The following is a 12,465-nucleotide window of genomic DNA, read 5'->3' as shown; positions in this document are numbered from 1 at the left end:
TTATTTCTTCGCGGAAGTCAGCGCGAAGAATGCTCCCTGCGGATCGAGCGCCTGGACGATCCAGGAGCCGCCGGGGACTTCCATCGGGCCGTGGACGACCTTGCCGCCGCCTGCCGTCAACCGGGTGATGGCGGCGTCGATCGAGTCGACGATGAAATAGTAGCACCAGCAGGCCATCGGCACTTCCGCCGGCTTGGTCATCATGCCGCCGATCTGACGACCGTTATGGGAGAAGATGTGGTAGACGCCCATCGGGCCCATGTCGAAGTCCTGGTCGAGGGTCCAGCCGAACATCTTGCCGTAGAAGTCCATGGCTTCCTTGCCGTTGCCGGCATAAAGTTCCCGCCAGCCGACATTGCCGACGGCGTCCGCGGCGAGTTCCTGCGGCGGATTCTCCATCGGCAGCGGCGTCATGATGCAGATGACAGCACCATGCGGATCGGCAACCACCGCGAAGCGGCCGATGCCCGGAATGTCCTCCGGCTCGCGCTGCACGCGTCCGCCATTGGCGACGAAATCCTTGGCCATCTGGTCGACGTCATCGACTGCGACATAACCCGTCCAGTTCGGCGGGATCTTGCCTTCGAGTTCCGGCGGAAAGTTCATCATACCGCCGATGCCGGGGCAATTGTCGCCCTCGCCCATCTCGAACAGGAAATAGGCGGGCATGTCGGGCACGCTCATTTCCTTGACTTTCCAGCCGACCACCGACGAATAGAATTTTCCGCCGGCATCGGTATCGGGCGTCATCAGCTCGACCCAGATGAATTTGCCATGGGTCTCCGATCTGGTCCCGGTAACGGTCTGCAACATGGTCGTCTCCTCTCCGAATGACTGCGCCGTTCGGCGCGTTGGCCGTTCGGCACGTTGATTGAGCACCCGCAAGGCTCAGCGCTTGCGGGCGTAGTTCGCTTCCATGAACTGCTGCCAGGTGCCGTCCGGCTGTTTGGCGCTGGAATTGAAGGTCCGGTGATCGTCGTCGGTGAAGATGATCTGCTCGCGGTAGTCGCCGGTCTTGCCGGGATTGGCGAAATCCGGACCGGTCGTGTAGAGATTGAGCGTCGATCCGTCGTCCGACACCTCCCCCTCGTAGACCCAAAGATGGTTCATCATCGTGCCGAGCCAGGTGCCGACATATTTGCCCTTGGCCGGATCGTAGCCGAGGGTGAGAATGGTGGTGGCGGGGCCACCGCCCCCCGGCATCTCGCCGCTGCCTTCGGCAACGAACCAGATGCCGTTCAGCGACCGGCAGACCTCGACCCATTTTTCGTCATGGCCCATGCTGGTGGAGGTCACCTCCCAGAGGCCGACCATTCTTTCCAGAAAGCCGTGTTCGGCCTGGGGTTTGGGCATTTCCATAGCGCTCATCTTTTCCTCCTCCTCTTTTCGAAGCTCCAGAATGAACCCGTTCAATGGCAGCAGGATGAAGCCGTCTCTTGTGGTTTCTGTTCGTATTCGTCGTGACGCTTGACGAAGTTCATCGTCGAGTCCTCGTTGCGACCAAGCGGCGCCCGGTCGAGGATCATCAGCGTGCCGATCAGCTCTTCGCCGCCTCGGGCATAGCTGGAATAGGTATGAAAGACCTCGCCCGCCTCGTTCCTGTAGAAGGCTGAAAGGCCCGGCAGTTCATCATGCGCCTCGGACGGCGGCACTTCACGGAAGTTATAATACACCTTCTCCTTGGCAAGGTCTTCCTTGGAAAAGGAGACGTGATAGTCGAAATTGAAATCACTGCCGAAGGACGAGACCCAGGGAAATTTCCAGCCCATGCGCTTCTTGTAGGCCTCGATCTTATCGAGCGGCGCGCGGGCGACTGCGATGAAGGTGACGTCGTGGTTGTTGAGATGCGGCAGCGTGCCGTCGATATGGTCCGACAGGAACGAGCAGCCGAGGCAACCGGCATCCCAATCCGGACCGAGCATGAAGTGATAGATGATCAATTGGCTGCGGCCCTCGAAAAGATCGGCGAGCGACTTTCTGCCCTTCGGCGTGTCGAACACATAATCCTTGTCGACCTTGACCCAGGGCATGGCCAGGCGCTCGGCGCGCACCTTGTCGCGCAGCTTCGTCTCTTCCTTCTCGAGCGCTAGAAGTCTGCGGCTGGCTTCCAGCCATTCCTCGCGACTGACGACAGGGTTTTTCGGGGACATGGTGACATCCATGACAGGTCTCCTCCTACACTTGACAGAATAAGTTGATATCAACATACTCTTTCCATGCTGTCAAACACCCCGACCATAGAAGTGATTCCCTTTTCAACGACGCTGCTGGTACGCGACACGTGCCTCTGCCTGCATGTACAGCGGGCGGCGCGGGCGCTGGCCCGACGTTTCGACAATGCGATGAAGCCGATCGGGCTCACCAACGGGCAGTTTTCGCTGATGATGTCGCTGAACCGGCCGCAGCCGGCGCCGATGGGCCAGGTCGCCAGCCTGCTCGCGATGGACCGCACGACACTGACGGCGGCACTGAAAGTACTGGAACGGCGCGGCCTGGTTGAAACCACCGTCGACCCGAAGGACCGGCGCGGCCGGCTCCTGCGCCTGACGGACGACGGAATGACCATGCTTTCCGCCGCACTGCCGATCTGGAAGCGGGTGCATGCGGAAGTCGACGCGGAGCTTGGCGAGGGCGGCCCGGAAGAGCTGCGGGCGACGCTAGGCGTGATCCGGTAAGGCGGCGGCTTGACCGGAGACGGGTGCCGGAGAGATAACCAAAACCCCTCGACCTCGAATTCCGAGAACCCATGTCCCTTTCGACCTCACGCCAGATGGCTTTAGACATTGCGGATCGGCTGACGTCGGTCGAGCCCGCCACGGTGACCCGCTATTTTGCCGGCGCCGCTATACGCGTCGGCGGCGCACAAATCGGCTTCGTGATGAAGAATTCGCTGTATTTTCGCGTGGACGATGAAAGTCGGCCGCAGTTCGAAGCGCTGGAGTCACGCCCCTTTTCCTACAAGACATCCGCCCGGAATGTCCTTGTCGCGAGCTACTACGAGGTGCCGGCCGATGTGCTCGACGATGACGACCGGCTCAACGATTGGGCAACGGCCGCCTATCGCGCGGCACGGTCGTCGCCGGACAGCAAACAAAAGAAAGCGGCCGAAGCCGCTTCCTGAAAGAGGCCCGCCTCAGGCGACCGTGACCGGGACTTCGGTCGAGGTGCGCATCGCGTGGCTATAGGGGCAGACGATGTGGGCCTTGGCGGCGAGGTCTTCGGCAACCGACCGTTCGACGCCCGGGATGCTGACCAGAAGCGATACTTCGATGCCGAAACCGCCGCCGTCTTCGCGAGGGCCGATGCCGACAGTCGCCGTCACCTTGGCGTCATCCGGGATCTTTACCTTTTCCTTGCCGGCGACAAATTTCAGCGCACCGAGGAAGCAGGCGGAATAACCGGTGGCAAAGAGCTGTTCCGGATTGGTGCCGCGGGCACCGTCGCCGCCGAGTTCCTTCGGAACCGTCAGCGTGACGTCGAGGACGCCGTCTTCCGAGGCGCCATGGCCGGCGCGGCCGCCGGTGGCGGAAGCCTTGGTGGTGTAGAGAATGGGCATGGGTCTAACTCCCTTGGTTCTAGTCCTGGGTGATAAATATCGTCCGCAATTCAATTGCGCACAATCTAATTACGCGCATTGCATTTTCCCGTCAAGCCTGCGAAAATGCGTTTGCTCGAAAAAGATAGAGCACAGGCACGTGAAGACAGGACCGGCCATGCAGAAAAAACCGCGCGACGCGGATAATTTCGAGATCGAGCTCGATGCGCAGCTGTGCTTTGCGATCTACGGCGCGGCGCATGCCTTCACGCGCACCTACAAGCCGCTGCTCGAGCCGCTCGGCCTCACCTATCCGCAATACCTGGTGATGATCGCGCTGTGGGAGGAGGACGACCAGCCGGTGAAGGCGATCGGCGACCGGCTGGGGCTCGATTCCGGCACGCTCTCCCCTCTCCTCAAGCGGCTGGAGCAATCCGGCCTCGTCGCCCGCAAGCGCGACCGCGATGACGAGCGGCAGGTGAGGATTTCGCTGACGAAAAAGGGAGCGGAGCTGAAAACCCAGGCGGCGGGCGTCGCCGGTGCGATCGGCAAGGCCGTCGGCTGCAGCTTCGAAGAGGCGGTGGCGCTGCGCGACGAACTGATCGCGCTGAAGCAGAGGCTGACCAATACGGGAAGCGAAAAAGACCCACTGCCCTCTGTTTGACAGACCTTCCACGACCGGCCGAGGCCGGTCTTCAGCAGATCGCAACGAAGCCGTCGGGCTCACGGCTTGTGGGCTTCGGGTTCGTCCGTATGGCGGCCCGAATATTGCTCGTCCAGGTCCCGGATCACGCCGTCGCCATCGACCGGATCCACCTTGCGGAGGATGACGTCGATCTTCGCCTCCAGCCGGTCGGACCCTTCCTTCGATTGCGGCGAGCCCAAAAACAGGAAGAAGGCCAGGCCCCCGACCTGCCAGAGCAGCTGCAGGAATTCCGACTGCCAGTTTTCAAAAGTGTCGCGCAACATTTCCGTCAGATAGGGGGAAAATTCGACCGGCTGTCCGTGTTCGGCCTGTTCCTGCACGAAGGCAAACCAGCCGAACAGCCAATGCCCGAAGAGACTGAAAACGAAAAATGCCAAGGTTATCCAGGCGTAGCTATACGCACGCCATAGTGAATGCTGCTGCATGGCTTCCTCCAGAACGCCCCGCGCAAAGTAACGACAAAGTTCCGAGGTGGTTCCCGCAGAGATCAGGTTCGACTTAGGTGATCTGAGACGATCCGGTCGATCCAGCGGCGGTGCTGTTCCTTGACCAGCGGGTTCGTTCCGGGTTCGCCGGCAACCGTGATCAGCGCTTTCCAAAGACACCAGCCGCGCGCCCTTTCCCAGGTCTCCGCGTCGAGCCCCACCCGGTTGCGGAAAGCGCGGGCAGCCGGTTCGTCGAACAGAGTCCAGGCGATGACGAGGTCGCAGGCCGGGTCGCCGGTGCCGGAACTGCCGAAATCGATCACCGCGGCAAGCCGTCCGCCGCGCACCAGGAGATTGCCCTCGGCGACGTCGCCATGCACCCAGACCGGCGTATTCTTCCAGGTCGAGGCGAGCGCCCGTTCCCATATTTCGGTGATCAGCGGCACATCGATTTCGCCTGAGAGAATGTCGATCGAGCGGCGCGTCTCCGCGTCATAGACTTCCAACGATCCGCCGCGGAAAAAGTTATGGGTGCCGGCCGGCGGGCCGTCGGATGCGTCGATCTTCCAGAGCGCCAAGAGGAAAACCGCGACGTCCTCTGCAAAAACGGTGAGGTCGGCGATCGCCTGGAGGCTGGATCGGTCACCCGCGATCCAGGCATAGACCGACCAGGGCCAGGGATAACCTCCGCCCGGTTTTCCGAGCCCGAGGGGCACGGGAATGGGAAGTGGCAATCGGGGGCCAAGCGCCGGCAGGAAACGGTGCTCCTTCTCCACCTGCGCGACGTAACGTTCGGCGCTCGGCAGGCGGACCGACATGCTGTCGCCGAGATGAAAGGTGCGGTTGTCCCAGCCGCCGTTCGTGACCGGCCGCACGTCCAGGCCCGCCCATTCGGGGAATTGTTCGGCGATCAGCCCTCTGACGAGAGGGACATCGATTTCAACCATGTAAACCTCCCGGCACGGCGGATCAGGCCGGGTTGATAGCAGCCCTCTGTGACAGAAAAACCTACTGCCACACCACGATGCGCGCTTTTTCCGGCACGCGGTCGTAGAGGTCGATGATATCCTGGTTCATCAGCCGCACGCAGCCGGACGACGCGGCGGTGCCGATAGAATTCCATTCCGGCGAACCGTGCAGGCGGTAGAGCGTGTCCTTGCCGTTCTGGAAGATGTAGAGCGCGCGGGCGCCGAGGGGGTTCAGAAGGCCGGGCGGCATGCCGCCGTTCTTTGCCGAATATTTGGTCAGTTCCGGCTGGCGCGCAACCATCTCGTCCGGCGGCGTCCATTTCGGCCATCTCTGCCGCCACTGGATGACGCCCTCGCCCTGCCAGGCAAAACCCTCGCGGCCGATGCCGACGCCGTAGCGCATGGCAGTGCCGCCCGGCTCGATGAGGTAGAGGAAGCGGGAGGCCGTGTCGACCACCACCGTGCCCGGGCGTTCGCCGGTCGGATCGACGACCTGCTGGCGATAATAGCGCGGGTTGACCTGGCGATAGGGGATTGCCGGGATGACGAAACCGCCGTCGACCACGGTGCCGTACATGACATCCAGTTCCGACGAGGGGCCTTCAATAGGCTCCGGACGAAAGGCAACCGTCGTCGCCAGCGGACGCGGCACGGACGAGGCGCAGCCGGCAAGCGTGGAGGCGGCGCCCGCGCCGAGGAGAGACAAAAAACTCCGGCGGGAAAAGGAAGGGTTCAGGATCATCTGAGGCAGGACCGCTCGATAGTAAAACGCAGGGAACAGCAAAATCGCTCTTTAACGGCAGGGCGGTCGAAAGGTTCCGACTCGCTCCTTGAGCTGGAGGATAGGTCTGCGGTCCTTAATCAACTATTCACGAGACCTACACGGCAGTTCAATCCCCTGAGATGACGAATAAAAAAGAGCGGCAACGCCGCTCTTTCCGCTCATCGAAGAGAATGTTTCCGTGGTCAGATGACCACGATCGCCGTGCCCGAAGGCACGCGGTCGAAGAGGTCGATGACATCCTGGTTGAGCATGCGCACGCAGCCGGACGAGGTCTGCTTGCCGACGGACTGCCAGTCCGGCGTGCCGTGCACGCGGTAAAGCGTGTCCTGGCCATCCTTGAAGATATAGAGCGCGCGGGCGCCGAGCGGATTGTTGAGGCCCGGATTGGCACCGCCCTCGGCGGCCGAAAATTTGCGCAGATCCGGCTGGCGGGCGACCATCTCGTCCGGCGGCGTCCAGCGCGGCCATTCGGCCTTGCGCTGGATCACGCCACGGCCCTGCCACGAGAAACCGGCCTTGCCGAGGCCGACGCCGTAGCGGATCGCCTTGCCGCCCGGCTGCACGAGATAGAGGTAACGTTCCCTGGTATCGACGACGATCGTGCCCGGCGCTTCGTTGGTGCGGTAATCGACGTCCTGGCGCAGATAACGGGCATCGATGCGCGAATAGGGGATGGCCGGGAGCGTGTGGCCGTCGTCGCGGATGACGCCGTACATGGCCCGGTGGACCGGATTGGAAACCGGCAGTCCATAGGTCTGGTGGAAAGTCGACGGATAGAGCTGGCGCTTGTGCGGAATGGCGCCCGGCATCGGAGGCGGCTGGTTCGACGGCGGATCGGCATAGGGCGCGACGTTGAACACCGGCGCCGTCTGCTGCACGAAGACGTCCGGGTTCATCCGGCTGGTATCGGTGACCAAGGGGATTTGGCAGCCACTGAGCGCCACGGACGCTGCGAGCATGACGGAAAGGCCAAGGGGTCGGCGGAAAGGTCGAAAGGAGAATGGCATGGGAACCCGCTTCCAGCAGATGAAGTCCCGCCGACAATGGCAGATGCGGCTGGCGCGAAGCTGGTGGAACCGTTCACGCGTGCCAGCCAGCACCGGCATGGGCCACCAATGCAGGACGGCGTGCCATGCGAGCATCGAAATCGCGGGCGATATCTGCCAGCGTCACCTTGCCGAAGCGGCTGAGAAGCAGCTTTTCTGCCTCCTCGAAAGCTTCGGAAAGGGCTGCATTGACCGCCTGCTCCACCAGGCATGCCGGCTGGTCGCAGGCAGGGCCGACCGCAAAGACCGCAGGTTCGCCAACCGCTTCGTAGATATCGAGCAACGTCATTTCCGACAGGGGGCGACCCAGTCTCCAGCCGCCGCCATGGCCCTTTTCCGAGCTCACATAGCCCTTTTCCCGAAGCCCCGCCATGGTGCGGCGGACCACGACCGGATTGGTGTTGAGCATCGCGGCGATGGTTTCCGACGTGGCCGCGCCTTCGTGGCGATCCATATGGATCAGCACATGCAGCATGCGGGACAGGCGGCTGTCATGTCTCATCGCGGCACTCCCTACGCGTTTTCGGCCGGGCATTCCTAACACGCGCACTCATTCGCAACAACATAAGTTACGAACCTATTGACCGCACGTCATCATGTAACTTATGTTGTTTCAAGACTCGTGAGGAGGATTTCGCATGGATTACGAAGCAATCGTCATCGGCGGCAGCTATGCCGGCCTCTCCGCCGCCCTGCAGCTCGCCCGCGCCCGGCGGCGCATCCTCGTCATCGACGACGGCCGCCGCAGAAACCGTTTTGCCGAAACTTCTCATGGGTTCCTCACCCGCGACGGGGAACGACCCGAGATCATCGCCGGCGAGGCCCGCTCCCAGCTGATGGCCTATCCGACCGTCGAATGGCTCGACGCACGGGCCGACGATGCCCGGAAAAGCGACGCCGGTTTCTCGGTGACATCAGGGGGCAGAGAGCTTGCGGCGAAACGGCTGGTGCTCGCCGTGGGCGTCAAGGATCACCTGCCCGAGATTCCCGGGCTGATCGACCGGTGGGGCAAAAGCGTCTTTCATTGCCCCTATTGCCACGGTTACGAATTGAACCGCGGACAGGTCGGCGTGATCGGCGTCTCCGCCATGTCGATGCATCACGCGCTGATGCTGCCCGACTGGGGACCAACCACCCTGTTGCTCAACGATGCGTTCCGACCTGACGAGGAACAGGCCGGCCAGCTGGCGGCACGCGGCGTCAACATCGAGGAAACTCCGATCTCGTCGATCGGCGGCCATGCCGAAGTCCTTCTGCAGGATGGCCGGGCCTTGAGTTTCGCCGGACTTTTCGTGCTGTCGCGGACGGAATTGGCAAGTCCCATTGCCGAACAGCTCGGCTGCGCCCTGGAGGACGGCCCGGTGGGCAAATTCATCCGCACCGACATGACCCAGCAAACCAGCATTCCCGGCGTTTTCGCCTGCGGCGATGCAGCCCGCGCGGCGGGCTCGGTGGCGATCTCCGTCGGTGACGGCGCCATGGCGGGCGCGGGGACGCACCGGTCGCTGATGTTCGGGTAATTTTTACGACACCCTCTTCACAGGATGCGGCTTCACAGGATGCGGCGAGCCTGTTCCGGTGACGGAAGCCAGCAGGCCTCTCGCCGTCCGAAGATGCGATAGCGATTTCTGGCGATCAGGCGGTAAAGCGGATCGCGAATGAACCGCGGCACCAGCCTGACGATCGACAGCGCCTTCCAGGGCCATCCGAGCCCTTCATAGATTGCCAGGACCGCGTCGCTGTCGCGCAGGACGCTCTGCCCATCCACGACGATCATGGTTTCGGGGTTTTCGGGATCGATCCCGCACCGACGGTACAGCGCCGTGCCGACCTCGCCCTGCATCGACGCCAGGCGGAACCTTGCGGCGCGATCGTGCCGAAGCACGAACTGGGCATTGGCCGAACACAGGACGCACATCGCATCGAAGACGATGATCGGCCCGCCCAAATCCATTCTGTCACTGCCGCTCATACATGCGCTCCGGCGAAGGCTCGGCCTTAACCCGTGACCTGGTTGAAGAAGCGGATGCTTTCGGCGACCGCGCCCGGCACAACGCCGTTGTGGTTGCCGGGCAGGAGCTTGGCCTCGATCTCAACGCCGGCCGATTTCGCCCGGTCCATCAGCAGCCGGTGATCGGCGTCGAAGGGCCGTTCCTCGGTGCCGCGCAGCAGGAGCGTCGGGCATTTGAGGCTGTGGCCGAAGCAGACCGAGGAGCGCATGATGAATTCCTTCTGGTCGCTCTCGTCGAAACGCACTTCCCGCTCGAACCGGCCGAAATAACGCCAGGAATTGACGCCGGCCGAGATCGGCGCGGAGGCGCGGAACTTTCGCGTCATCGAGGCGAGCAGCGCCAGCGTGCCGCCATTCGAATGGCCGGCGAGGAAGAAGCGGTTCTTGTCGATCCCCGGCAGTTGCTCCAGATAGGCGGCTGCCGCCAGCGCGTCCGAAGTCTCGTCGTAGAAGCCCGAATAATTGCCGGCCTGGCCGTTTTCGCCGCGGAACGAGGGCAGCATGACGACGTAACCCGCTTCCCAATAGGCCTTCATCAGTTCCCAATGGCCGTCGCCGGTGGCGTTGCCGCCATGCAGGAAAAGGACCGCGGGCTTCAGTTTCGCGGAAGGCTCATAGGGCGAAATCCAGGCAATCAGTTCGATCGAGCCGTCCGGTCCGCCGCGATACATCACCTTCTTCGAACCGGCGGGCGTGCCGAGCGGGGGCGACTGTTCCGGAGACGGCCCCTTGCGGATGAGGTTGGTGTGGAAATGCCGGCGAGCATCGCCGTAATCCTGCTTTTCGAGCGGCGGAACCTCGGGCACGGGAAACTCAGCGCGGGCCGCGGCCGGCAGCATGGCTGCAACCGAGAGGCCGGCGGCGCCAGCCAGCAGGGCACGGCGGGTCAGACCGCCGTCTTCCATGAGATTTCGGGAAGGAAGAATGCGGTGATCTGTCATATGTGATGAGCCTGAAGAGCGTTTCGCCGGGCCGATATCAGCATTTGCAGGAAACGCTGTCCATTCACTCATTCGCGAACTTCATAGGGAAACCCGAGGCTTGGATTGCCTACAGCTTCTTCGCGCGCATCGCATCCTTCTCCTTGCGCCACTGAACGAGCGCCTGAAGAAACGGTCCGGCAGTCACTCCAAGAACAGCGCCGCCGACCACCCATCCGAGAGCGGCGCCGCCCAGGAGTTCCTGGCCGACATAAGCGGCCGCGACGCAACCGATGAGCGCGACAATGCCCTTGATGATAAAACTCGATTTCGTCATGCCGTCATCCCCCGGGAACAAAGATCTGCAATATCGGGATTTAGATAGGCGAATTTCGCTACATTCAACCCTCGCGTGCCTCCACCATTGCCGTGAGCGTCGCCAGCCGGTCGGCGTCGCGCGGCAGCTTGTCCTGGCGCAGGCGGGCGATCCGAGGAAAGCGCATGGCGACGCCCGACTTGTGGCGGGTCGAGCGGTTGATGCCCTCGAAGGCGACTTCCAGCACGAAGCCGAAATCCGGTTCCGCACGCACCGCCCGGACCGGCCCGAAACGGTCGACCGTGTTGTCGCGCACGAACTTGTCGAGCACTTCCAGTTCCGCATCGGTAAAGCCGAAATAGGCTTTTCCGACCGGCACCAGTTCCTCGCCATCAGGCGTTTCGGCCCAGACGCCGAAGGTGAAGTCGGAATAGTAGCTCGACCGCTTGCCGTGGCCGCGCTGGGCGTAGAGCATCACCGCGTCGATATTGTAGGGGTCCCGCTTCCACTTGAACCACGGCCCCTTGAGACGGCCGGCCTGGTATGGGCTGTCCTTGCGCTTGATCATCACCCCTTCGATGACCGGATCGGGTGGTGCGATACGGATGCGGTCGAGCTCGTCCCAGGTGGTGAAGGGCACGAGATCGGAGAGGTCGAAACGATCGTGCGGCGCCCGCTGGATGATGTCGCCGAGGCGTTTGCGGCGTTCGAGAAAACTCTCGGCGCGGATATCGAGGTCGCTTTCGAACAGCAGGTCATAGGCGCGCACGAAGGCGGGGTAGTCGTCGAGCATCTTGGCCGTCACCGTCTTGCGGTTCAGCCGCTGCTGCAGGTCGGAGAAAGTGCGCGTCGGATTGTTGGAGCGGGCGGTGCCGCCGACCAGCAGTTCGCCGTCGATGACGCCTTCGAAATTGATCGACCCGACGACATCCGGAAAAGCGCCGGTGATGTCGTCGCCGGAGCGGGAATAGAGCTTCTTCGTGCCGCCGTAGCTCGACATCTGGACGCGGATGCCATCCCATTTCCACTCGGCGGCGTAATCGGCGGGGTCCAGTTTTTCGAGATCGCCCGTCTCCACCGGATTGGCCAGCATGACCGAGTGGAAGATCGCCGGCGTGGCGAGGACCGGCTTTTCCGCCCTGCCCTCCAGCCAGGCGAACAGCGGTTCATAGGGCGGCGTCAATCCGTGCCAGAGCGTCTCGATTTCGGCGACGTCCTTTCCGCTCATATCCGACAGCGCCTGCTTGGCGAGACGGGCGGAGACGCCGATGCGGAGCGCACCGGTGACGAGCTTCAGGAAGGCGAAACGGCTCGACGTATCGAGCTTGTCGAGCAGGTCGCGCACGGCCGAGCGCACCTCGGTGCGGCCGAGCGAGTTCATTCTGGTGACGACTTCGCCGAGGCGCGGCTGGTGATCGTCGTCGATCACATCCTTGGCGCCGCCATCCCAGACCAGCGAGATGGTCTCGGCAAGATCGCCGACATAGTCGTAGGAATACTGGAAGAGGACCGGGTCCATGCGTTCCAGCACGAGGTCGCGCAGCATGGCCGGCTTGACGCTTTTCAGATCGAGCCCGCCGGCCAATGCGGCCAGGCCGTAACCGCGGTCGGGATCGGGCGTATCGCGAAAATAGTCGGCGAGAAGGGTGAGCTTGCCGTTTCGGGATGGGGTGAGGACGAGGCGGTCCAGGAGGGCGGCGAAGGGTTTCATCGTGCCACCTCGTCGATGGCGTGCGTGGCATACCCCCCTCTGC

General features: G+C 62.7%; 17 protein-coding genes. 4 read left to right on the top strand and 13 right to left on the bottom strand.

The features are described 5' to 3' along the window. From C5J24_RS15165 to C5J24_RS15155, 3 genes are all read right to left on the bottom strand, one after another. Positions 1–813: a VOC family protein gene (locus C5J24_RS15165; RefSeq protein ID WP_105418934.1), complete on the bottom strand. Its 813-nt coding sequence runs from the start codon at positions 811–813 to the stop codon at positions 1–3. 75 nt (positions 814–888) lie between these two features. Next, a complete protein-coding gene (locus C5J24_RS15160) occupies positions 889–1,368 on the bottom strand; it encodes a DUF1579 domain-containing protein (protein WP_371674364.1) in 480 nt (159 codons plus the stop codon). Between the two features lie 41 nt (positions 1,369–1,409). Further along, on the bottom strand, positions 1,410–2,162 hold the full coding sequence (locus tag C5J24_RS15155; RefSeq protein ID WP_205836942.1) for a thioredoxin family protein: 753 nt from the start codon (positions 2,160–2,162) through the stop codon (positions 1,410–1,412). A gap of 54 nt (positions 2,163–2,216) precedes the next feature. Here C5J24_RS15155 and C5J24_RS15150 point away from each other — a divergent pair, with 54 nt between their 5' ends. Together C5J24_RS15150 and C5J24_RS15145 are read left to right on the top strand one after the other, a co-directional pair. After that, on the top strand, positions 2,217–2,675 hold the full coding sequence (locus tag C5J24_RS15150) for a MarR family winged helix-turn-helix transcriptional regulator (protein ID WP_105418930.1): 459 nt from the start codon (positions 2,217–2,219) through the stop codon (positions 2,673–2,675). A 71-nt stretch (positions 2,676–2,746) separates the two neighbouring features. After that, positions 2,747–3,121 (top strand): TfoX/Sxy family protein, encoded by a 375-nt coding sequence (locus C5J24_RS15145; protein WP_105418928.1) that lies wholly within the window; start codon positions 2,747–2,749, stop codon positions 3,119–3,121. A gap of 12 nt (positions 3,122–3,133) precedes the next feature. Here C5J24_RS15145 and C5J24_RS15140 read toward each other — a convergent pair whose 3' ends face one another. Further along, positions 3,134–3,556, bottom strand: a complete 423-nt coding sequence (locus C5J24_RS15140) for an organic hydroperoxide resistance protein (RefSeq protein WP_046631314.1) — start codon at positions 3,554–3,556, stop codon at positions 3,134–3,136. A gap of 157 nt (positions 3,557–3,713) precedes the next feature. Here C5J24_RS15140 and C5J24_RS15135 point away from each other — a divergent pair, with 157 nt between their 5' ends. Beyond that, positions 3,714–4,199 carry a MarR family winged helix-turn-helix transcriptional regulator gene (locus tag C5J24_RS15135; protein WP_205836941.1) on the top strand — a complete coding sequence of 162 codons (486 nt, stop codon included), beginning with the start codon at positions 3,714–3,716 and terminating at the stop codon, positions 4,197–4,199. A gap of 59 nt (positions 4,200–4,258) precedes the next feature. Here the strand turns inward: C5J24_RS15135 and C5J24_RS15130 are convergent, their stop codons facing one another. The 5 genes from C5J24_RS15130 to C5J24_RS15110 all read right to left on the bottom strand — a co-directional run bounded on the left by C5J24_RS15130 (position 4,259) and on the right by C5J24_RS15110 (position 7,966). Then, on the bottom strand, positions 4,259–4,666 hold the full coding sequence (locus tag C5J24_RS15130) for a DUF6766 family protein (RefSeq protein ID WP_105418926.1): 408 nt from the start codon (positions 4,664–4,666) through the stop codon (positions 4,259–4,261). A 62-nt stretch (positions 4,667–4,728) separates the two neighbouring features. Continuing rightward, complete coding sequence (locus C5J24_RS15125) at positions 4,729–5,613, bottom strand: aminoglycoside phosphotransferase family protein (protein WP_105418924.1); 885 nt, start codon at positions 5,611–5,613, stop codon at positions 4,729–4,731. 61 nt (positions 5,614–5,674) lie between these two features. Next, on the bottom strand, positions 5,675–6,376 hold the full coding sequence (locus tag C5J24_RS15120; RefSeq protein ID WP_105402179.1) for a L,D-transpeptidase: 702 nt from the start codon (positions 6,374–6,376) through the stop codon (positions 5,675–5,677). Between the two features lie 224 nt (positions 6,377–6,600). Then, on the bottom strand, positions 6,601–7,377 hold the full coding sequence (locus C5J24_RS15115; protein WP_245437345.1) for a L,D-transpeptidase: 777 nt from the start codon (positions 7,375–7,377) through the stop codon (positions 6,601–6,603). 121 nt (positions 7,378–7,498) lie between these two features. Next, entirely contained in the window at positions 7,499–7,966 is a 468-nt protein-coding gene (locus tag C5J24_RS15110; protein WP_105401898.1) for an Rrf2 family transcriptional regulator, read from the bottom strand. Positions 7,967–8,102: 136 nt separating this feature from the next. On the opposite strand from C5J24_RS15110, the gene C5J24_RS15105 reads away from it, so the two are divergent. Further along, entirely contained in the window at positions 8,103–8,984 is an 882-nt protein-coding gene (locus C5J24_RS15105) for an NAD(P)/FAD-dependent oxidoreductase (RefSeq protein ID WP_105418920.1), read from the top strand. Positions 8,985–9,016: 32 nt separating this feature from the next. Here C5J24_RS15105 and C5J24_RS15100 read toward each other — a convergent pair whose 3' ends face one another. The 4 genes from C5J24_RS15100 to C5J24_RS15085 form a co-directional block, all read right to left on the bottom strand. Continuing rightward, entirely contained in the window at positions 9,017–9,436 is a 420-nt protein-coding gene (locus C5J24_RS15100) for a thiol-disulfide oxidoreductase DCC family protein (protein WP_105418918.1), read from the bottom strand. 26 nt (positions 9,437–9,462) lie between these two features. Then, positions 9,463–10,416: an alpha/beta hydrolase family protein gene (locus C5J24_RS15095; protein WP_371674358.1), complete on the bottom strand. Its 954-nt coding sequence runs from the start codon at positions 10,414–10,416 to the stop codon at positions 9,463–9,465. Between the two features lie 109 nt (positions 10,417–10,525). Next, entirely contained in the window at positions 10,526–10,732 is a 207-nt protein-coding gene (locus tag C5J24_RS15090; protein WP_105418914.1) for a hypothetical protein, read from the bottom strand. A gap of 64 nt (positions 10,733–10,796) precedes the next feature. Then, positions 10,797–12,422, bottom strand: coding sequence for a cisplatin damage response ATP-dependent DNA ligase (locus C5J24_RS15085; protein WP_105418912.1), 1,626 nt, complete (start codon positions 12,420–12,422; stop codon positions 10,797–10,799). Positions 12,423–12,465: the final 43 nt, after the last annotated feature.

Origin of the sequence: Neorhizobium sp. T25_27 (genome assembly GCF_002968565.1) — a bacterium.
In the GTDB taxonomy this organism is placed as follows: domain Bacteria; phylum Pseudomonadota; class Alphaproteobacteria; order Rhizobiales; family Rhizobiaceae; genus Neorhizobium; species Neorhizobium tomejilense.
Note: the sequence above shows the minus strand (reverse complement) of the source record. Positions and strands in the feature narration are given on the sequence as shown.